Consider the following 20,262-nt stretch of genomic DNA (forward strand, 5'->3'; position numbering starts at 1 on the left):
TGTGACTGTGTCGTTATGACGAGATCTTCCCGCGCCCACAGGGTCTGGCCGGTGAGCGGGTGAGAAACGTTGAGCGACAAGGGTATCGACTGGTGAGACAAGAAGATCGCGCCGTAGCGGTGCTGCTGTTCGGTGATCGACGCGCGCCCCGGTCGTTGACCGGTTCACCCGCCCACCGCGTCGCCGGTGCGGCCGACGTGGACGCCGCGATCGGGCCGCACCGACGGCTGGTGGTGATCGGCGCCGACGCCGACCTGGCAACCGTGCTGACCCGGCTGCTGCGCGCCGGCCGGCTCGACGTCGAGGTGGCCTACGTGCCGCGGCGCCGCACCCGCGCGACCCGGATCTACCGCCTGCCCGCCGGGTGGCGCGCGGCGCGTCGCGCCCGGCGGGGAGCCCCTCGGCGGGCGATCCTGCTCCGCGACGAAACCGGGTCGGTGGTCGTCGGGCGGGCCGGCTGGGCGCCGCCGGAGGGCGAGCCGCTCATCCACGGCGAGGCGGTCGTCGACGACGCCGTGTTGTTCGACGGCGACGTCCGCGCCGTCGACATCGAGCCGACACTGGCGGTGCCGGGTCTGCGCGCCCGGGTCGCGACGGGCCGGCGGCGCTGGGTCGCGGGCCGCGCGGCCCAGCTGGGCAGCACCGGGGCCACCGTGGTGCGCGACGGCGTGCGCGCGCCGCGCGCGGCGCGCCGGTCGACGTTCTACCGCAACGTCGAAGGCTGGCTGGCGGTCCGATAGTTTCGACCGGTGAACCAGCCCGCCCGGCGCGAATCGGTGCGCCCCAGCCCCATCTTCCTGGCCCTGCTGGCCTTGACGGCGGCCGGCGGCGCGCTGGCGTGGCTGGCCGGCAGCACCGTGCGGCCCCTGGCGTACTTCGGGGTGTTCACGTTCGTCATCGCCGGCTGGCTGGTGTCGCTGTGCCTGCACGAATTCGGCCACGCCGTGACCGCCTGGCGATTCGGCGACCATGACGCCGCGGTGCGCGGGTACCTGACGCTGGATCCGCGCCGCTACAGCCATCCCGCGCTGTCGCTCCTGCTGCCGATGGTGGTCATCGCGCTGGGCGGGATCGGCCTGCCCGGCGCCGCGGTGTACGTGCGGACCTGGTTCATGACGCCGAACCGCCGCACCATGGTCAGCCTGGCGGGCCCGGCGGCCAACCTGGTGCTGGCGGTGCTGCTGCTGGCGCTGACGCGGCTGTTCTACGACCCGTTCCACCAGGTGCTGTGGGCCGGGGTGGCGTTCCTGGGGTTCCTGCAGCTGACGGCGCTGGTGCTGAACCTGCTGCCCATCCCGGGCCTGGACGGGTACGACGCCCTGGAGCCGCACCTGAGCCCCCAGACGCAGCGCGCGGTGGCGCCGGCCAAACAGTGGGGCTTTGTCATCGTGCTGTTCCTGCTCTTGCCGGCCAGCCACTGGTTCTTCCAGCTGGTGCTCTGGCTCTTCGAATTCTCCGGCGTGCAGCCCTGGCTGGTGTCCGCCGGCAACCTGCTGACCCGCTTCTGGAGCCGCTGGATCTGACTCTTGCCATATATGCGTGAGTCCGCATATATTGCACGGCATGGGCGCCGGTCACAATCACAGTCCCGCCGAGACCGACGGGTCCCGGCTCATTCCCCGCATGATCATCGCCGCCGCGATATTGGCGGCGTTTTTCGTGGTGGAGCTGACCACCTCGTTGCTGATCAACTCCATCGCACTGCTGGCCGACGCCGGCCACATGCTGACCGACGTCGTCGCCGTCTTCATGGGCCTGGCCGCCGTGACGCTGGCCCGCCGCGGCAGCTCGTCGCCGTCGCGGACCTACGGCTGGCACCGGGCCGAGGTGTTCACCGCGGTCGCCAACGCCGGGCTGCTGATGGGGGTGGCCCTGTTCATCCTCTGGGAGGCGATCCAACGGCTCAGGGAGACCCCGTCGATCCCCGGCGTGCCGATGATCGTGGTCGCGCTGGCCGGGCTGCTGGCCAACCTGGTGGTCGCGTTGCTCCTGCGGTCCCACTCGGGGCAGAGCCTGGCGGTCAAGGGCGCCTACATGGAGGTGGTGGCCGACAGCGTCGGCAGCCTGGGCGTGCTGATCGCCGGTGTGGTCACCGTGACGACGCGCTGGCCCTACGCCGACGTGGTGGTCGCCGTGCTGGTCGCGCTGTGGGTGCTGCCGCGGGCGATCTCGCTGGCCCGCGACGCGTTGCGCATCCTCTCCGAATCGTCACCGACCCACATCGACGTCGAGGAGCTGCGCTCGGCGCTGGGCGCCCTCCACGGCGTGACCGAGGTGCACGATCTGCATGTCTGGACGCTGTCGCCCGGCAAGGACATGTGCACCGCGCACCTACGGAGCGACGGCGACTCCGCGCGGGTGCTGCAGGACGCCCGGGCGGTGCTGTCGGCCCGCGGGCTGCAGCACGCCACCGTCCAGATCGACGCCCCGGACGACGCGGGGTGTTCGGAGACTTTCTAGAGGCCCAGCGCCGGGCGCGCCGCGGGGTCGCAATCGTCGAGCAGGTCCAGGCAGCGCTGGTACTCGTCGGACTCGCCGATCGTGTCGGCGGCACGGGCCAGCGCGGCCACGCAGCGCAGGAACCCGCGGTTGGGCTGGTGCGCGTACGGGACGGGACCGAAGCCCTTCCAGCCGTTTCGCCGCAGCTGGTCCAGGCCGCGGTGGTAGCCGGTGCGGGCGTACGCGTAGGCGGTGACGGCTTGGTCGTCGGCCAGCGCCTGCTCGGCCAGCGCCGCCCAGGCCACCGACGCCGACGGGTGCGCCGCGGCGACGATCGCGGGCTTCTCGCCGGCGAGCAGTTCGGCCTCGGCGTCGGGATCGCCCGGCAGCAGGGTCGGGTCGGGTCCCAGCAGGTCTCGCGTCGGCGTCATGGCTCCTATACTCCCAGCCGCCCCGTTTCGCCGGGCCGCCGGACCTCTACCGTCACCCCATCCAGGGGGGATGGTCGCTAAGCTCTCCAACTACCCCACCCGATAGCGGAGGACAGCCGTACTCATGCCCCAGCCACCCGAGCCCGACCGCGGCGGCACGCCGAATCCGCGTGGGCACGAATGGGCCGCGCCATCAGGCGAGGACGCGACCGAGAGCGTCCCGCTGGTACCGAGCGACTCCGAGACCGAGACCGTGGTGATCAGACCCGAATCGGGCGGCGATCCGACGCACCCCGAGGGGGACGCGGACGGCGCGCAGCGCGAACGCCGCTTCACCGCGCCGGGTTTCGACGCGAAAGAGACCACGGTGATCGCCACCACGCCGGAGCCCGCCACCGAGGTCTTCGCCTCACCGCCGGAGGGCATGCCCGCACAGGCCGGCATGCTTCCCAAACCCGCTGTGCCGCAATCGATCCCACCTCGTCTCGGCGCGAAGCTGCGCACCTCGCGGCAGTTCAACTGGGGCTGGGTGCTGGCGCTGGTGCTGATCGTGTTGGCGCTGGCCGCGATCGCGATCCTGGGCACGGTCCTGCTCACCCGCGGCAAGCACACCAAAGTGTCGCAGGAGGACCAGGTTCGGACCACCATCCAGAGCTTCGACACCGCCATCCAGAAGGGCGACCTGACCACGCTGCGCACCATCACCTGCGGCACCACCCGCGACGGGTATGCCGACTACGACGAGCACCAGTGGGACGAGACCTACCGCCGCGTCTCGGCGGCCAAGCAGTATCCGGTGATCGCCAGCATCGACCAGGTGGTGGTCAACGGCCAGCACGCCGAGGCCAACGTCACCACATTCATGGCGTACGACCCGTCCCTGCGCTCGACGCGCAGCCTGGACCTGCAGTACCGCGACGATCAGTGGAAGATCTGCCAGTCGCCCAGCGGCTAGCGTGATCGCCGCGGGCCTCGCGCCGAGTGTGAAGCTAGCTTCACGTTGGGCGCCGAGTGTGAAGCTAGCTTCACGTTGGGCGGGCGGCTAGCTGCCCAGGGACTTTCCGGCGCAGTGCAGATCCTCGCAGGCCTCCACCACCCGCTGGGACATCGACGCCTCGCCCTTCTTGAGGTAGCTGCGCGGGTCGTAGACCTTCTTGGCGCCCACCTCGCCGTCGACCTTGAGCACGCCGTCGTAGTTGCTGAACATGTGGCCGGCGATCGGGCGGGTGAACGCGTACTGGGTGTCGGTGTCGACGTTCATCTTCACCACGCCGTAGCGCAGGGACTCCTCGATCTCCGACTTCAGCGAGCCGGACCCGCCGTGGAAGACGAAGTCGAACGGCTGCGCCCCCTCGGGCAGGCCGAGCTTGGCCGCGGCCACCTGCTGCCCCTGGGCCAGGATGTCCGGGCGCAGCTTGACGTTGCCGGGCTTGTAGACGCCGTGCACGTTGCCGAAGGTCGCGGCCAGCAGGTACTTGCCGTGCTCACCGTGACCCAGCGCGTCGATGGTCTTCTCGAAGTCCTCCGGCGTGGTGTACAGCTTGTCGTTGATCTCGTGGGCGACGCCGTCCTCCTCGCCGCCCACGACGCCGATCTCGATCTCCAGGATGATCTTGGCGGCCGCCGCCTCCTTGAGCAGAGCCTGCGCGATGGCCAGGTTCTCGTCGATCGGCACAGCCGAGCCGTCCCACATGTGCGATCCGAACAGCGGGTCCTGACCCGCCGCCACCCGCCGGGCCGAAATGGCCAGCAGCGGGCGCACGTAGCTGTCCAGCTTGTCCTTGGGGCAGTGGTCGGTGTGCAACGCGACGTGGACCGGGTACTTGGCCGCGACGACTCGGGTGAACTCGGCCAGCGCCACCGCGCCGGTCACCATGTCCTTGACCCCCAGCCCGGAGGCGAACTCCGCGCCGCCGGTGGAGAACTGGATGATGCCGTCGCTGCCGGCGTCGGCGAAGCCCTTGATCGCCGCGTTCACCGTCTCCGAGGAGGTGCAGTTGATGGCGGGGAAAGCGTACGAGTTTTCCTTGGCGCGGCCCAGCATCTCGGCGTAGACCTCGGGCGTGGCGATGGGCATGGGCTCCTCCTGGCCAGTAGGCCCATCCAGTATCGCAACACCGGTATGTTGAAGCATCGTGAGCACCACGGTGACGGCCCTGCCCCACATCTTCGACCCGATGTACTGGTTGGGCGCCGACGGCGTCTTCGGGTCCGCGGTGCTGCCCGGCATCCTGATCATCGTCTTCATCGAGACCGGCCTGCTGTTCCCGCTGCTGCCCGGCGAATCGCTGTTGTTCACCGGCGGTCTGCTGGCCGCAGGTCCGAACCCGCCGGCCAGCATCTGGGTGCTCGCCCCCGCCGTGGCCACGGTGGCGATCCTGGGTGATCAGACCGGGTACTTCATCGGCCGCCGGATCGGGCCGGCGCTGTTCAAGAAGGAAGACTCGCGGTTCTTCAAGAAGCACTACGTGACCGAGTCGCACGCATTCTTCGAGAAATACGGGCCGTGGGCGATCATCCTGGCGCGCTTCGCACCGTTCGTGCGGACGTTCGTCCCGCCGGTCGCCGGGGTGTCCTACATGCGCTACCCGGTGTTTCTGGGCTTCGACATCGTCGGCGGCGCCCTGTGGGGCGGCGGAGTGACGCTGGCGGGTTACTTCCTGGGCAATGTGCCGTTCGTGCACCACAACCTGCAGAAGATCCTGCTGGTGATCCTGGTCGTCTCCCTGACGCCGGTGTTCATCGCGGCCTGGCGCAGCTACCGGGGCCGGCGGCGGGGCGGGCAGGAGCCCGGCTCAGGACACCCGACTTCTGCGGTACGCAACGAAAGCGTCTAGCAGTTCCGGCCGGTCGATCGAACTCTGCTGCACGGCCTCGGCCGGCGCCGAGCCCAGCAGGATCCGCTTGATCGGGATTTCCAGCCGTTTGCCGGTCAGCGTCCGCGGGATGCCCGGAACGGCCAGGATGTCGTCGGGCACGTGGCGCGGGGACGCGTGCCGCCGAATGGCCGCCACGATCCTGGACTTCAGCTCCTCGTCGAGCTGGGCGTCGTCGGTCAGGGCGACGAACAGCGGCATCCAGTACCCGCCGTCGTCCTGCTCGACCCCGACCACCAGGCAGTCGCCCACCTCGGGCATCCCCTCCACCGCGGTGTAGATCTCCGCGCTGCCCATCCGCACGCCCATCCGGTTCAGGGTGGCGTCCGAACGGCCGTGCACCACAACGGATCCCCGGTCGGTGATGGTGATCCAGTCGCCGTGGCACCACACCCCCGGATACTTCTCGAAGTAGGCGGCCCGGTACCGGCTGCCGTCGTCGTCGTTCCAGAAGAACACCGGCATCGAGGGCATCGGCTCGGTGATCACCAGCTCGCCCTCTTCCCCGATCACGGGATGGTTTGGGCCCGTCCAGGATTCGATGGCCGCGCCCAGGCAGATGCACGACAGCTCGCCGGCCACCACCGGCAGGATCGCGCAGCCGCCGATGAAGGCGGTGCAGACGTCGGTGCCGCCGCTCATCGACATCACCGGGACCGGCCGGCCGAGCCCCTCTTGGACCCAACGGAATCCGGACGCGGGCAGCGGTGAACCGGTGGAACCCACGGCGCGCAGCCCGTCCAGCGGGTACGTCGCCCCGGGCTTGAGCTCCTTCTTGGCGCAGGCCAGCAGGTAGCCCGCGCCGGCGCCGAGCACGTTCACGCCGGACTCGGCGGCGACCCGCCACAGCCCGTCGGTGCCCAAATGCGTTGGGCTGCCGTCGTAAAGCACGATCGTGGTGTCGGCCAGCAGCCCGGACAGCAGCAGGTTCCACATCATCCAGCTGGTTGACGAGTACCACAGGAAGCGCTCGCCGGCGTACAGCTCCAGTTGCAGGTTCAGGTATTTCAGGTGCTCGAGCACGGTGCCGCCGTGCCCGTGCACGATGCCCTTGGGCTTGCCGGTGGTGCCGGAGGAGAACATCACCCACAACGGGTGCGCGAACGGGACGGGGGTGATCTCCAGCTCGGCGTCCGAGCCCGTCGCCGCCGCCCACGGCACGGTCTCGCCGTCGGTCTCGAGCCCGAGCCGCGGAACCACCACGGTGGCCCGCAGGCTGGGCATCGCGCGCCGGATCGTGTCCAGCTCCGCGCGCCGGTCGATGCGCTTGCCGTCGTACACCGAGCCGTCGGTGGCCACCAACACGGCCGGCTCGACCTGGCCCAGCCGCGCGATCACGCCGTCGACGGCCACGTCCTGGTTGCACACCGCCCAGATGGCGCCGACGCTGGCGGCGGCCAGGGCGGCGACGGCGGCCTCGGCGACGTTGGGCAGGTACCCGACGACGGCGTCCCCGGGCCGCACCCCGAGGCCACGCAGGTAGGCCGCGAAGGCGCCGGTCTCGCGGCGCAGCCGCGCCCAGGACCACTCGCACGCGCCGTCCTCGCCGACGACGATCATGGCGGGCCGCTCGTCGGTCGCGTGCCGGAAGATCTCGGTGGCGTAGTTGAGCGTGGCGCCGGGGAACCACTCGGCGCCGGGCATCGCGCGGTTGCCCAGCACCGCGCGGGGTGGGCTGGCGGCCTGGATGTCGAAGTAGTGCCACACGGCGTCCCAGAACCACTCGATGTCCTCGACGGACTTGCGCCACAGCGCGTGGTAGTCGCCGTAGTGGCCGCGACCGGTGTCGGCGAGCCACGCCATGAAGTGGGTGACGTTTGCCCGGGCCAGCGCGGTCTCGTCGGGAATCCAGCCGCCCGGCTCCGTCATGTCGCGCTCCCTGCGGTCACGGCGGTGACGTTACAGGCGGCCTCCATCAGCATCCACCCCGACAGCTGCACCGACAGGTCCCGTTCGGCGACCTCGGAACTGTTCACCGCACCGTCGACGGACCGGGCCTCCTCGCCGGCCGGTGTGGGTAGCTGCGCGTCGCGGTCCCAGAACGGGCCGAACAGCGGCAGCCCGTCCACGGTTTGCCGGTAGTCCCACGCCGACTTGGCGCTGGCCAGCACGATCCGGCGCGCGGTGTCGCGGGCGGCGGCGTCCTCGGCCGAGTCGCCCGGCAGGGTGGTGGCGACCAGCGCGAGGTAGCGCGCGGTGATGCCGGAGAACAGGCCGCCGTCCCCGCCGCCGGCGCCGGCCAGCACGCCCGCGGGCGCCGTGTGCTCGGCGACGGCCGCGACCAGCCGGTGCACCCGGGGTGCGTGCCGGTCGTCGTGGGTGCGTGCCGCGAGCTCCGTTTCCAGGCCGAGCACCACGCCCTGGCAATAGGTGTACTGGGCGCGGACCAGGGAGCCGGCCTTGATGCCGTCGAACACCAGGTGGGTCTCCGGGTCGATCAGGGTCTCGTCGATCCAGTCGGCCATCTGCTGGGCGCGCCGCATCCGGCCGCCGTAGCGGGCCAGGAAGATCCCCGCCGGGCCGTTGGCCGGGGCGTTGAAGAACTGCTCCCCCTTGCGCCACGGGATGCCGCCGCCGTCCTCGGGCACCCACGCGTCCAGGAACTGCTCGGCCAGCTTGGGCAGGGCGCGGTGGCGCTCGACGCCGGCGATGCGGGCGGCGCGTTCCAGCGCCAGCGCCAGCCAGGCCATGTCGTCGTAGTAGTTGTTGGTCCAGCGGACGTTGTTGCGCAGCCGGTGCGAGCGGACCTGCCGGTTGATGCTGGTGTGCCGTTGCGGTTGCGGGTCACGCAGCTGCGCGTCGACAAGGCAATCCAGCAGGTGCGCCTGCCACCAGTAGTGCCAGGTCCCGAACATCCGGTCCCGGCGAGTCGACGGCCACCCCACCACGCCGAGCTGGGTCCCGGGCAGCCCCCACAGCCGTTTCAGGTGTCGTTGCGCGACAGCGGCTTCGGAGCTGGCCGCCCGGTTGGCCCATAGCTGATCCATAGTCCCCGATCCTGCCTCATACTGAAATATGCGCTACCGGCAAACCATTGCGGGGACCACGCACACCTTCTCCGGCCTGGTCGACGTGATGGCGAAGGCGACGCCGGTGCGCTCCGGCGACCAGCTCGCGGGTTGCGCCGCCGGCTCCGACGCCGAACGGGCCGCCGCCGCCTGGGTGCTGGCCGACCTGCCGCTGGCGACGTTCCTCACCGAGGCCCTCGTGCCGTACGAGACCGACGAGGTCACCCGGCTCATCATCGACGGTCACGATCGCGAGGCGTTCGCCCCGATCGCGGGCCTGACCGTGGGCGGCTTCCGCGACTGGCTGCTGGACACGGCCTGCCGCGACGACGCCGCGGCGCGGATCGCCGCCGTTTCCCCCGGGCTCACGCCGGAAATGGTTGCGGCGGTGTCGAAGATCATGCGCAACCAGGACTTGATCCTGGTGGCCGCCGCGGCCACGGCCACCGCGGCCTTCCGGACCACGATCGGCTTGCCGGGCACGCTGGCGACCCGCCTGCAACCCAACCACCCCACCGACGACCCGCGCGGGATCGCGGCGGCGGTGCTCGACGGCCTGTTGCTGGGCTGTGGCGACGCGGTGATCGGCGTCAATCCGGCGACCGACTCGCCGCAGGCGGCGTCGGACCTGCTGCACCTGCTCGACGACATTCGCCAGCGCTTCGCGATCCCCGTCCAGTCGTGCGTGCTGTGCCACGTCACCACCACGATGGAGCTGATCGATCGGGGCGCGCCGGTCGACCTGGTGTTCCAGTCGATCGGGGGCACCGAGAGCGCCAATTCGTCGTTCGGGACGTCCATCGCGATGCTGACCGAGGCCAACGAGGCCGCCCGGTCGTTGCGCCGCGGCACGGTCGGCGACAACGTCATGTACCTGGAGACCGGTCAGGGCGCGGCCCTGTCGGCGGGGGCCCACCTGGGGGTGGGGAACAAGCCCGTCGACCAGCAGACGCTGGAGGCACGCGCCTACGCGGTGGCCCGGGCGCTGCAGCCGCTGTTGATCGACACCGTCGTCGGCTTCATCGGGCCGGAGTACCTCTACGACGGCAAGCAGATCATCCGCGCCGGGCTCGAGGACAACTTCTGCGGGAAGCTGCTCGGCCTGCCGATGGGCGTCGACGTCTGCTACACCAACCACGCCGAGGCCGACCAGGACGACATGGACACACTGCTCACCCTGCTGGGCGTGGCCGGCACGGCGTTCGTCATCACGGTCCCCGGCGCCGACGACATCATGCTCGGCTACCAGAGCCTGTCGTTTCACGACGCGCTGTACGTGCGAAAGGCGTTGGGGCTGCGGCCCGCACCGGAATTCGAGGGGTGGCTGGCCGGCCTGGGCATGCTCGACGCCGCCGGGCGGATCCTTCCCGTCGACCCCGCGACGTCGCCGCTGCGCGCGCTGGCGGCGGGCTGATGGACGACGTCTGGGAACCGCTGCGGGCGACCACGCGGGCGCGCATCGGGCTCGGGCGGGCGGGAACCTCGCTGCCGACCCGGCGCGTCCTGGAATTCCAGGCCGCGCACGCCGCGGCGCGCGACGCCGTCCACGAGCCACTCGACGTCGACGCGCTCATCGGGAAGCTGCGCGACATCGGTGTCGACGAGCCGCTGCGCGTGTGCAGCCGGGCGGCCTCGCGCGCCGAGTACCTGCGCCGGCCCGACCTGGGACGCAGCCCGGCCGACCTGTCGGGCCTGCCGAACACCCGGGCGGACATCGGGATCGTCCTCGCCGACGGGCTCTCGCCGCGGGCGCTGACCGACCATGCCGCGGGCACGCTCGCGGCGCTGGTCCGCGAATTCGACGGCCGCTACCGGATCGCGCCGCCGGTCGTCGCCACCCAGGCGCGCGTCGCGCTGGGCGATCACATCGGCCAGGCGCTTGGCGTCACAACGGTTCTCGTGCTCATCGGCGAACGCCCGGGACTGTCGGTCGCCGACAGCCTGGGCATCTACCTGACGCATCGACCGGCGCCGGGGCTCACCGATGCCGACCGCAACTGCGTCTCCAACATCCACCCGCCCGACGGCCTCGACTACCGGGCGGCGGCCGCGGTCACCGCCGCGCTGGTGGCCGGGGCGCGTGCGCTCGGCCGCTCGGGCGTGGCGCTCAAGGACACCACGCGAGCAGCGATCGGCGCGGCCCGGCCGACGGGTGGCCTCGGGCGCTAACCCCTGCGGCCGAGGACCCAACCGAGCACCAGCCCAACCAGCACGGCCAGCACCAACGGGGCATACTTCCTGAGCTGGTCACCGCCCGCGAGCTGCAGCAGGTCGATGGGTTGGGGCTCGACGGCCGGGGCGGCGTGGCGCGGCTCTGCGGCGCGCCCCACCTGCGCGGGGCCCTCCGGTGTGGCCGGCGCCGCCACCGATTCCGCGGTGAGCTTGGCTTCGAGCGACTCCACGAACTGGCCCAGCAGCTTCTCCGAGACCTGCTGCAGCATGCCGCTGCCGAACTGCGCGAGCTTGCCGACGATCTTCAGATCGGTGTCCACGGTGACGCTGGTCCGGTCGCCGTCGGGCTGCAGCCGGGCGGTGACCGTTGCGGCCGCGTTGCCGGTCCCGCGCGTCTCCTTGCCCTTGGCATCGATGACCGCCCGGTATTGGCCCCGGTCGTGCTCGACGAAACGGACCTTGCCGCTGAACTCGCTGGTGACCGGGCCGACCTTGACCTTCACCTTTCCGGAGTAGTCCTCGCCCTCGTGGCCGGTCAGCTGGGCGCCCGGCATCAGCGGGATCACCTGCTCCAGGTCGCTCAGCACGTCCCAGGCCTGATCGATGGGGGCGCTGACGGTGAACTGGTTGGCGATCTTCATGCCGGGTTCCTCTCGGGTGCGGCGACGACGGTGTCGCGCACCAGCCTACGGGCGGCACTACGGAAGTAGAGTGGGGTCCCCCGCGTCGTGGTGGATGCGCCCGACGAGCTGGGCCAACGGGCGGCCCCCGCCGCCCCAGCGCTTGGCGATGATGTCGGCGGCGATCGACACCGCGGTCTCCTCGGGGGTGCGCGCGCCGAGGTCCAACCCGATGGGGCTGGACAGCCGGCCCAGCTCGGCGTCGGTCAGCCCCGCGGCCCTGAGCCGGGCCACGCGGTCGTCGTGCGTGCGGCGCGACCCCATCGCCCCGACGTAGCCTACCCGCGGCAGCCGCAGCGCGAGCTCGAGCACCGGCACGTCGAACTTCGGGTCGTGGGTCAGCACGCAGATCACCGTGTGGCGGTCGATGGCACCCGCCTCGGCCTGCGCGGCGAGGTAGCGGTGGGGCCAGTCGACGACGACGTCGTCGGCCGTCGGGAAGCGCGCCCGCGTGGCGAACACCGGGCGGGCGTCGCACACGGTGACCCGGTAGCCCAGGAACGATCCCTGCCGCGCCAGCGCGGCCGCGAAGTCGATCGCCCCGAACACCAGCATCCGCGGGGGCGGGGCGTAGCTGGCCACGAACACCTCCATGCCGTCGCCGAGCCGCTGCCCGTCGGGCCCGTACTCGAGGACCTCGCTGCGGCCCAGCGCGAGCAGGCCGCGCGCATCGTCGGCGACCGCGGCGTCGGCGCGCGCCGAACCCAGCGATCCCGCCATCCCGTCGGGCCGGATCACGATCCGCCGGCCGATCCACGCCGTATCCGGGTGGGCGATGACGGTCGCGGTCGCCACCGCGCGGCCCTCGGCGATGTCGTCGGCCACCGCGCCGAGCTCGGGAAACGAGGCGCGCGAGACCGGCTCGACGAAGACATCGATGACGCCGCCGCATGTCAGGCCGACGGCGAACGCGTCGTCGTCGCTGACGCCGTAGCGTTCCAGCCGCGGCGCACCGCTTTTCGTCGCCTCGGTCGCGAGGTCGTAGACCGCGCCCTCCACGCAACCACCCGACACCGACCCGGTCACCGAGCCGTCCGGCGCGACCACCATCGCGGCCCCCGGCGGCCGCGGCGCGGACCGGAAGGTGCGCACCACCGTGCCCAGCCCCGCGGTGTCGCCGGCGCGCCAGATCGACATCAGCTCGGCAAGCACGTCACGCACTCTCTCAACGTAGAGTGACGGCGACGACCCGGCTCGACTTCGGGTCGATTCGCCCCGTCGAACGCTGCCGGACCGAACGGTTAAGACCTCACCGGCCACATGGGCACCAGTTTCCAGGGTAGGAAGTGCTCCGCGGATTTGATATCGCGGGCGATATCAAATTCCGGTGCGAGTGGCCAACGCTTTTCGCGTGTGAATCGTTGGCTTCGAGTGTGCGCCCAGGGCGGCGACACGCCGAGAATCCCCGCCCTGAGCGCACATTCGAGAAGGAATGCGGCGAGAAGGAATTCGGCTACCACGCCTGCGACAGGTCGGCGTGCTGCCGAATCCAGGCGTGCATCGCGACCCCGGCGGCCACCGCGGCGTTGATGCTGCGGGTCGAGCCGAACTGGGCAATCGACACCGTCGTCGCCGCGCCCACCCGGATGTCGTCGGTGATGCCCGGACCCTCCTGGCCGAACACCAGCAGGCACTCCCGCGGCAGCGCGGTCTCCTCAAGCCGCGCCGCCCCCGGGACGTTGTCCACCGCGACGACCGTCAGCCCGGCACCGGCCGCGAAGCCCATCAGGTCGGCGGTGCTGTCGTGGTGGCACAGCCGCTGATAGCGGTCGGTCACCATGGCGCCGCGGCGATTCCAGCGCCGCCGGCCGACGATGTGCACGGTGTGCACCGCGAAGGCGTTGGCGGTGCGCACCACCGAGCCGATGTTGGCGTCGTGCCCGAAGTTCTCGATCGCGACGTGCAGCGGGTGCCGGCGCCGGTCGATGTCGGCGATGATGGCCTCGCGCGTCCAATACCGGTAGGCGTCGACGACGTTGCGGGTGTCGCCCTCGCGCAACAGGACCGGGTCATAGCGCGCGTCGTCGGGCGGCTCGCCCGGCCACGGCCCCACCCCGGCGGCGGGTGCGGCCCATTCGGTCGGCCCAGGCCCCGGTTCGCTCACCGCGGCGTCCACACCCCGGCGTGGGTGCCATCGACCGCGACGGTCGCGTAGAGCAGCGCCTCGTTGATCTCGCCCTGGGTGCACAGCGAGGCGCTGACATGCACCGCGTCCAGCGAGGCGTCGGGCAGGACCAGCACCGACGACCCGTACGCCGAGCAGGCCGGGTTCAGGCCGGCGCCGGGCAGCGTCGGGGAGGCGAGCAGCATCAGCGGGCCGCCGCGGTGGGCCGATTCGTCGCGATACCGGGCCGCGAGGCCGTCGGCCTCCAGGCCCAGCAGCATGTAGCCGTTGCCGTTGAACGCCGCGGGGTCGCCGAGCTGCGCCTTGGTCATCGGGGCACCATCGGCGCGCCAAGCCGACAGGCTGACCGTCTTCACCGACAGGCCGGTGTCGTTGGCGTTGGTGGGCATCAACCCCACCGGGAACGCGGCCGGGTAGGCCGCCGAGCTGTTGGGGATCCGGTCACGCGGCGAATAGACGTACACGCCGCGCACCTGGCTGCGATCCTTCAACGGCCCGAGGCAAACCGTCCCGGCGAGCCGGTCGCCGGAAGCCGCGAACGGCGAGTGGACGTCGGGGGCCTTGCCCGTCGGGCGGCCGCAACTGCCCAGCCCGTTGGACTCCATCGGGTGCGACAGCGCGCCGTAGAGCCCGAACCGGATGTCCTCGGGCTTGGCGTGCGGCGCGCGCGGGTCCACCGCGGAGGCGTCGACGTCGACGAGCACGTAGTCGTCGTCCCAGCGCAGGTTCGACACCGCCATGTTCCAGCCCAGCAGCGACAGCGATTCCCCGAGCCGCGCCCCCTGGGCGCCGTAGGGGCGCACCGGATGACTGGAACCCGAGCAGCCCGTCAGACAGGCCAGCACGCAGGCCGCTACCGCGAGAAGGCGTGTACGGCAGGGCAATTAGCCCAGCCCCAGATCGGCGAGGCCCAGCACGCTGCGGTACGGCAGGCCCTCGGCCTCGATGGCCTCGGCGGCGCCGGTGGAACGGTCCACGACGGTGGCCACGCCGACCACCTGCCCGCCGGCCTCCTGGACCGCGCGCACCGCCGTCAGTGCCGACGCGCCGGTGGTGCTGGTGTCCTCGACCACCAGCACGCGCTTGCCGGCGACCTCGGAGCCCTCGATAAGGCGTTGCAGCCCATGGGTTTTCGCGGACTTACGCACCACGAACGCGTCGATCGGGCGTCCCGGCGCATGCATGACGGCGGTGGCCACCGGGTCGGCGCCCAGGGTCAGGCCGCCGACCACGTCGTAGTCCCAGTCGCTGGTGAGGTCGCGCATCAGCGCACCGATCAGGGCCGAGGCCCGGTGGTGCAGGGTCGCGCGGCGCAGGTCGACGTAGTAGTCGGCCTCCTTGCCCGACGACAGCGTCACCCGGCCGTGCACCACCGACAGCCGGCGCACCAGCTCGGCCAGCTCCTCGCGGGAGTCGGTGTGCGCGGCTTCTCCTCCCGCCGCTGCGCGGCCGGCATCGTCGCCGCGCGGGGATTCAGGTCCGGCCACGGCCACCGCCGATCCGCTTGGTCACGGCCCGCATCAGGGTCCGCGGAATCATCCGTTCGGCGGCGATGATCGCCTTGTACTGCAGGCCCGGGATGCTGATCACCTTGCCGCGGGCGATGTCGGCCAGGCTCTGGTCGACCACGTCGTCCACCTCGAGCCACATGAACGACGGCGACTTGGCCATGTCGATCCCGGCCCGGGCGTGAAATTCGGTGTGCACGTAGCCCGGACACACGGCGTGCACGCCCACGCCGGTGCCCTGCAGGCCGACGGACAGGCCCTCGCTGAAGGAGATCACCCACGCCTTGGACGCCGAATAGGTCGAGCCGCGCCCCGGCACCAGGCCCGCGACGCTGGCGATGTTGACGACGGTGCCGGCACCGGTGTCAAGCATGGCCGGCAGGGCCGCCCGGGTCAGGTGCATCACCGCCGTGACGTTGACGTCGAGCTGTGACTGCAGCACCGCGGGGTCGGTCGCCCAGAAGTCGCCGGAGGTGCCGAACCCGGCGTTGTTCACCAGCACGCGGACTCCCCGCGCCAGGCGTTCGCAGACTTTGTCGCGGCCGGCGGGATCGGCCAGGTCGGCGGGCAGCACCTCGACGACGCCACCCCGGCCTTCGAGTTCACCTGCCAGTTGCGTCAATCGGTCGACGTCGCGGGCGACCAGGACCAGGTCGTAGCCGTCGCGGGCGAAACGGCGCGCGTAGCCCGCGCCGATCCCGGACGTCGGCCCGGTGATCAGGGCTACGGGACGAGGCATGAGCGACATCCTAATGACGGCGGCCGCGCCGCCCTGCCCGCGCCCGGCGGGCCGTCAGTGCTGATAGTTGGTGGCCTGGTGGCCGTTGCGGCCGGCCGGCGGCGGGCGGCGAACGGCGTCCGGGCCGCGCTGCTCCCGGCGGATCGGTTCGGCCGGCCGGCGAGGCGCCTGAACGTCCGAGCCCAGCAGCCCGCCGACGTCCTGCTGCGCACGCCGGGGCGGCAGCTCCGCGCGGCCGGCGGGCGCCAGCGGCCGGCTGGGCGACGCGCTGCGCAGCCCGGCGGGCGCGCCCGCCCCCTGCTGGGTCTCCTCCGGCAGCGGCGGCAGCACCCGTAGCAGGTCGTTGAACTGCCGCACGGTGCGCAGGCCCTCGTCCCACTCGGTGCGGGTGCTGGTGATGGGCATGGCGACCAGCGTCCAGTTCTGCTCGTTCCACATGATCTCGGCGCAGTCCGGTGCGGTGTGCGCGAAGGTGACCATGCGGCGGTCGCAGGCCCGCCGGGCCGCGTCCAGGTTGGTCGAGTACACCATCCGCGGGCCGATCGCGCCCAGCAGCCAGATGTCGCTCTCCCGTGGCTCTTTGAGCCCCTTGAGCCGCAGGTCCACCACGACGTTGGTGCCCACCTTGCGGTGCAGCGCGATGACGGTGGCGACCTCCTCGAGGTCGAAGATGTAGACCGCCTCGCCACGGATCTGGCCCAGCACGACGTTCTCGGCGGCGATGTCGCCGACCGTCGAGATCACCCCGCGCTTCCAGCGCTTGAGGATGTCGGCGGATTCACGCTCGTAGTCGAAGCCGTGCGACCGCGCCCATGATTTGCGGCGCCTGCTGCGGCCGCGACGCCGATCGAGGTCGACGTACAGCAACACGCCCGCGCCGACGAAACACAGCGCGGACAGCGTGAACCAAAGGGGGACCATCCCACACAGGGTATCCGTAATTGCTCCGGAATAAAGAAGTCCGGCTGGTCACAACCCAATTACGAGACGGAACTAACGCCCTCGTTCGCCAGCCGTTTGCGCTGACGGCTTCGAGCGTGAGCCCAGGGCGGCGCTTTCGCGAATTTCCCGCCCTGGGCGCACCCTCAAAGCCCAGGAATTCACACTCGGGCCCCGCAGCCCGGGCTCAGCCCAGGATCAGCGAGTCGCCGTCCGGGCTGACGTTGACCGGAACGGTGTCCCCGTCGTGCACGTCGCCGGCCAGCAGCTGCTTGGCCAGCTGGTCACCGATGGCCTGCTGCACCAGCCGGCGCAACGGCCGCGCGCCGTAGACAGGGTCGAACCCGCGCTGCGCCAGCCACTGCTTGGCCGGCAGCGACACCTCCAGCGTGAGGCGGCGCTGCGCCAGCCGCTTCTGCAGCTGGGCCAGCTGGATGTCGACGATCGACACCAGCTCGCCGGGCTCGAGGCCGTGGAAGATGATGACGTCGTCGAGCCGGTTGATGAACTCCGGCTTGAACGCCGAGCGCACCGCGGCCATCACCTGCTCCTCGCTGCCGCCCGACCCAAGGTTGGACGTGAGGATCAGGATGGTGTTGCGGAAGTCGACCGTGCGGCCCTGACCGTCCGTCAAACGCCCCTCGTCGAGAACCTGCAGCAGCACGTCGAACACGTCCGGGTGCGCCTTTTCGATCTCGTCGAACAGGATCACCGTGTACGGCCGCCGCCGCACCGCCTCGGTCAGCTGGCCGCCCTGGTCGTAGCCGATGTAGCCCGGGGGCGCGCCGACCAGGCGGGCGACGGAGTGCTTCTCTCCGTACTCGCTCATGTCGATGCGGACCATCGCGCGCTCGTCGTCGAACAGGAACTCCGCCAGCGCCTTGGCCAGCTCGGTCTTACCGACACCGGTCGGCCCGAGGAACATGAACGACCCGGTCGGCCGGTTGGGGTCGGCGACGCCGGCCCGGCTGCGACGCACCGCGTCGGAGACCGCGGTCACCGCCTTCTTCTGGCCGATGACGCGCTTGCCGAGCTCGTCCTCCATGCGCAGCAGCTTGGCGGTCTCGCCCTCGAGCATCCGGCCGGCGGGGATGCCGGTCCACGCCGACACCACGTCGGCGATGTCGTCGGGTCCGACCTCCTCCTTGAGCATCACGTTCTCGCGGGCCTCGGCGTGCGGCAGCGCGGCGTCGAGCTTCTTCTCGACCTCGGGGATGCGCCCGTAGCGCAGCTCGGCGGCCTTGGCCAGGTCGCCGTCGCGCTCGGCGCGCTCGGACTCCCCGCGCAACGCCTCCAGCTGCTCCTTGAGCTCGCGGACCACGTCGATCGCGCTCTTCTCGTTCTGCCAGCGGGTGGTCAGCTCGGCCAGCTTCTCTTTCTGGTCGGCCAGCTCGGAGCGCAGCTTCTCCAGCCGTTCCTTGGACGCCTCGTCCTCCTCCTTGGCCAGCGCCATCTCCTCGATCTCGAGGCGGCGCACCAGGCGCTCGACCTCGTCGATCTCGACGGGCCGGGAGTCGATCTCCATCTTCAACCGCGACGCGGCCTCGTCGACCAGGTCGATGGCCTTGTCCGGCAGGAACCGCGCGGTGATGTAGCGGTCGGACAGCGTCGCCGCGGCCACCAGGGCCGAGTCGGTGATGCGCACACCGTGGTGCACCTCGTAGCGGTCCTTGAGCCCGCGCAGGATGCCGACGGTGTCCTCCACCGACGGCTCGCCCACCAGCACCTGCTGGAAGCGCCGCTCCAGGGCGGCGTCCTTCTCGATGTACTTGCGGTACTCGTCGAGCGTCGTGGCGCCGACCAGCCGCAGCTCGCCGCGGGCCAGCATCGGCTTGATCATGTTGCCGGCGTCCATCGCGCCCTCGCCGGTCGCGCCGGCGCCGACGATCGTGTGCAGCTCGTCGATGAAGGTGATGATCTGGCCGGCGGAGTTCTTGATGTCGTCGAGGACGGCCTTGAGCCGCTCCTCGAACTCGCCGCGGTACTTCGCGCCGGCGACCATCGAGCCCATGTCCAGGCTGATGACGGTCTTGTCGCGGAGGCTCTCGGGCACGTCGCCGGCGACGATGCGCTGGGCGAGGCCCTCGACGATCGCGGTCTTACCGACGCCGGGCTCACCGATCAGCACCGGGTTGTTCTTGGTGCGGCGGCTCAAAACCTGCACGACGCGGCGGATCTCGTTGTCGCGCCCGATGACCGGGTCGAGCTTGCCTTCGCGGGCGCGGGCGGTCAGGTCGGTGGAGTACTTCTCCAGCGCCTGGTAGGTGGCCTCCGGCTCAGGGCTGGTGACCCGGGCGCTGCCGCGCACCTTGACGAACGCGTCACGCAGGGCCTGCGGCGAGGCGCCGTGGCCGGTCAGCAGCTTGGCGACGTCGGAGTCGCCGGTGGCCAGCCCGACCATCACGTGTTCGGTCGAGACATACTCGTCGTCCATCTCGGTGGCCAGTTGCTGGGCGGTGGTGATGGCGGCCAGCGACTCGCGCGACAGCTGCGGTTGCGAGCTGGCGCCGCTGGCCTGGGGCAGGCGTTCGACGAGGCGCTCCGCCTCGGCGCGAATGGTCGCGGGCTGGACGCCGACAGCCTCCAGCAGCGGGCCCGCGATCCCGTCGGCCTGCGTCAGCAGGGCCATCAGCAGGTGCGCCGGGCGGATCTCGGGGTTGCCGGCGGCCGAGGCCGCCTGGAGCGCCGAGGTCAGCGCCGCTTGCGTCTTGGTTGTCGGGTTGAAAGAGTCCACGACGCCTCCGTTCGCATAGGTAGGGAAAATGCTTGTCGCGTTCTTCAACGCCGTCAAGGTTGAGTGTGTTCCGCTCAACTCTAACGAGTTTTGGCGACCGCGGCGCACGGGGTATCCCCCGAAGCGATGACGCAGACGCAACAGCCCCAGAACGCCACCCACGCCGGGCCCGCCACGGGTCGGCCCCGGCCCCGCGCCGCCTTCTGGCCCGCACTCGCCGCCGCGGCGCTGGCACTGGCGGGCCTGGCCGCCGCCGGATTCCACACCGATCTCGCCGGCGCCGGCCCTTCGGCGACCGTCCCGGAGTCGGGCACGTTGCAGGTCAACGGCACCGGCACCACGAAGACCATCGGCTGCCACGGCGGCTACCTGTCGGTCAGCGGCCAGACCAACACCGTCACCGTTACCGGCCACTGCACCAGCCTGAGCGTCTCCGGCCACGGCAACCGCGTCGCGGTGGACAGCGCGGACGCGGTGAGCGCGTCGGGAACCGGCAACTCGGTCACGTATCACTGGGGCTCACCGACCATCGCCAACGCCGGGACGGCCAACACCGTCGGTCAGGGCTGAGGCCGGGATCGCCGGCGCGCGGCGCGCCTAGAATCGGGCCC

Annotated in this window: 20 protein-coding genes; 8 read left to right on the forward strand and 12 right to left on the reverse strand. The window is 71.2% G+C overall.

The features are described from left to right. Window positions 1–92 precede the first annotated feature (92 nt). From C1737_RS16480 to C1737_RS16490, 3 genes are read left to right on the forward strand one after another with little or no spacing between them, the layout of a single operon-like run. The gene (locus C1737_RS16480; protein ID WP_102418911.1) at window positions 93–740 is read left to right on the forward strand and encodes a peptidase M50; all 648 of its coding nucleotides are present in this window, start codon (window positions 93–95) and stop codon (window positions 738–740) included. A gap of 9 nt (window positions 741–749) precedes the next feature. After that, window positions 750–1,523, forward strand: a complete 774-nt coding sequence (locus C1737_RS16485) for a site-2 protease family protein (protein WP_067920614.1) — start codon at window positions 750–752, stop codon at window positions 1,521–1,523. A 40-nt stretch (window positions 1,524–1,563) separates the two neighbouring features. Continuing rightward, the gene (locus C1737_RS16490) at window positions 1,564–2,460 is read left to right on the forward strand and encodes a cation diffusion facilitator family transporter (RefSeq protein WP_102418912.1); all 897 of its coding nucleotides are present in this window, start codon (window positions 1,564–1,566) and stop codon (window positions 2,458–2,460) included. Here the strand turns inward: C1737_RS16490 and C1737_RS16495 are convergent. Next, a complete protein-coding gene (locus C1737_RS16495) occupies window positions 2,457–2,870 on the reverse strand; it encodes a DUF3151 domain-containing protein (protein ID WP_102418913.1) in 414 nt (137 codons plus the stop codon). The two genes, C1737_RS16490 and C1737_RS16495, sit on opposite strands and share 4 nt — an antisense overlap. Before the next feature lie 124 nt (window positions 2,871–2,994). On the opposite strand from C1737_RS16495, the gene C1737_RS16500 reads away from it, so the two are divergent. Further along, window positions 2,995–3,825, forward strand: a complete 831-nt coding sequence (locus tag C1737_RS16500; protein WP_068091637.1) for a hypothetical protein — start codon at window positions 2,995–2,997, stop codon at window positions 3,823–3,825. 87 nt (window positions 3,826–3,912) lie between these two features. Here the strand turns inward: C1737_RS16500 and fbaA are convergent, their stop codons facing one another. Beyond that, the gene (gene fbaA / locus C1737_RS16505) at window positions 3,913–4,947 is read right to left on the reverse strand and encodes a class II fructose-bisphosphate aldolase (protein WP_067920655.1); all 1,035 of its coding nucleotides are present in this window, start codon (window positions 4,945–4,947) and stop codon (window positions 3,913–3,915) included. Between the two features lie 58 nt (window positions 4,948–5,005). Between fbaA and C1737_RS16510 the strand changes: the two genes are divergently transcribed. Next, on the forward strand, window positions 5,006–5,707 hold the full coding sequence (locus tag C1737_RS16510) for a DedA family protein (RefSeq protein ID WP_102418914.1): 702 nt from the start codon (window positions 5,006–5,008) through the stop codon (window positions 5,705–5,707). Here the strand turns inward: C1737_RS16510 and C1737_RS16515 are convergent. After that, a complete protein-coding gene (locus C1737_RS16515) occupies window positions 5,666–7,615 on the reverse strand; it encodes an acetoacetate--CoA ligase (RefSeq protein WP_102418915.1) in 1,950 nt (649 codons plus the stop codon). The genes C1737_RS16510 and C1737_RS16515 overlap by 42 nt on opposite strands. Further along, window positions 7,612–8,733 carry a glycoside hydrolase family 76 protein gene (locus C1737_RS16520; RefSeq protein WP_102418916.1) on the reverse strand — a complete coding sequence of 374 codons (1,122 nt, stop codon included), beginning with the start codon at window positions 8,731–8,733 and terminating at the stop codon, window positions 7,612–7,614. Before C1737_RS16520 ends, C1737_RS16515 begins: the two co-directional genes overlap by 4 nt. A gap of 28 nt (window positions 8,734–8,761) precedes the next feature. On the opposite strand from C1737_RS16520, the gene C1737_RS16525 reads away from it, so the two are divergent. Further along, window positions 8,762–10,168, forward strand: coding sequence for an ethanolamine ammonia-lyase subunit EutB (locus C1737_RS16525; protein ID WP_102418917.1), 1,407 nt, complete (start codon window positions 8,762–8,764; stop codon window positions 10,166–10,168). After that, complete coding sequence (gene eutC / locus C1737_RS16530) at window positions 10,168–10,923, forward strand: ethanolamine ammonia-lyase subunit EutC (protein ID WP_102418918.1); 756 nt, start codon at window positions 10,168–10,170, stop codon at window positions 10,921–10,923. The genes C1737_RS16525 and eutC overlap by 1 nt, the downstream gene beginning before the upstream one ends. Here eutC and C1737_RS16535 read toward each other — a convergent pair. The 8 genes from C1737_RS16535 to clpB form a co-directional block, all read right to left on the reverse strand. Then, window positions 10,920–11,567, reverse strand: a complete 648-nt coding sequence (locus C1737_RS16535; protein WP_067920642.1) for an SRPBCC family protein — start codon at window positions 11,565–11,567, stop codon at window positions 10,920–10,922. The two genes, eutC and C1737_RS16535, sit on opposite strands and share 4 nt — an antisense overlap. Before the next feature lie 57 nt (window positions 11,568–11,624). Then, a complete protein-coding gene (locus tag C1737_RS16540) occupies window positions 11,625–12,767 on the reverse strand; it encodes an XdhC family protein (RefSeq protein WP_199182861.1) in 1,143 nt (380 codons plus the stop codon). A 292-nt stretch (window positions 12,768–13,059) separates the two neighbouring features. Beyond that, window positions 13,060–13,710 (reverse strand): RNA methyltransferase, encoded by a 651-nt coding sequence (locus C1737_RS16545; RefSeq protein WP_197509149.1) that lies wholly within the window; start codon window positions 13,708–13,710, stop codon window positions 13,060–13,062. Further along, window positions 13,707–14,615, reverse strand: a complete 909-nt coding sequence (locus C1737_RS16550; protein ID WP_067920638.1) for a hypothetical protein — start codon at window positions 14,613–14,615, stop codon at window positions 13,707–13,709. Before C1737_RS16550 ends, C1737_RS16545 begins: the two co-directional genes overlap by 4 nt. Beyond that, window positions 14,616–15,131, reverse strand: a complete 516-nt coding sequence (gene pyrE, locus C1737_RS16555) for an orotate phosphoribosyltransferase (protein ID WP_067920663.1) — start codon at window positions 15,129–15,131, stop codon at window positions 14,616–14,618. A gap of 73 nt (window positions 15,132–15,204) precedes the next feature. Continuing rightward, entirely contained in the window at window positions 15,205–15,978 is a 774-nt protein-coding gene (locus C1737_RS16560) for an SDR family oxidoreductase (protein ID WP_102418919.1), read from the reverse strand. 54 nt (window positions 15,979–16,032) lie between these two features. Further along, entirely contained in the window at window positions 16,033–16,899 is an 867-nt protein-coding gene (ttfA, locus tag C1737_RS16565; protein WP_102418920.1) for a trehalose monomycolate transport factor TtfA, read from the reverse strand. A gap of 205 nt (window positions 16,900–17,104) precedes the next feature. Beyond that, on the reverse strand, window positions 17,105–19,651 hold the full coding sequence (gene clpB, locus C1737_RS16570) for an ATP-dependent chaperone ClpB (RefSeq protein ID WP_067920632.1): 2,547 nt from the start codon (window positions 19,649–19,651) through the stop codon (window positions 17,105–17,107). Window positions 19,652–19,777: 126 nt separating this feature from the next. Here clpB and C1737_RS16580 point away from each other — a divergent pair, with 126 nt between their 5' ends. Continuing rightward, window positions 19,778–20,221 carry a DUF3060 domain-containing protein gene (locus C1737_RS16580; RefSeq protein WP_102418921.1) on the forward strand — a complete coding sequence of 148 codons (444 nt, stop codon included), beginning with the start codon at window positions 19,778–19,780 and terminating at the stop codon, window positions 20,219–20,221. Window positions 20,222–20,262: the final 41 nt, after the last annotated feature.

It is taken from the genome of Mycobacterium sp. 4858 (assembly GCF_900240975.1).
Lineage (GTDB): Bacteria > Actinomycetota > Actinomycetes > Mycobacteriales > Mycobacteriaceae > Mycobacterium.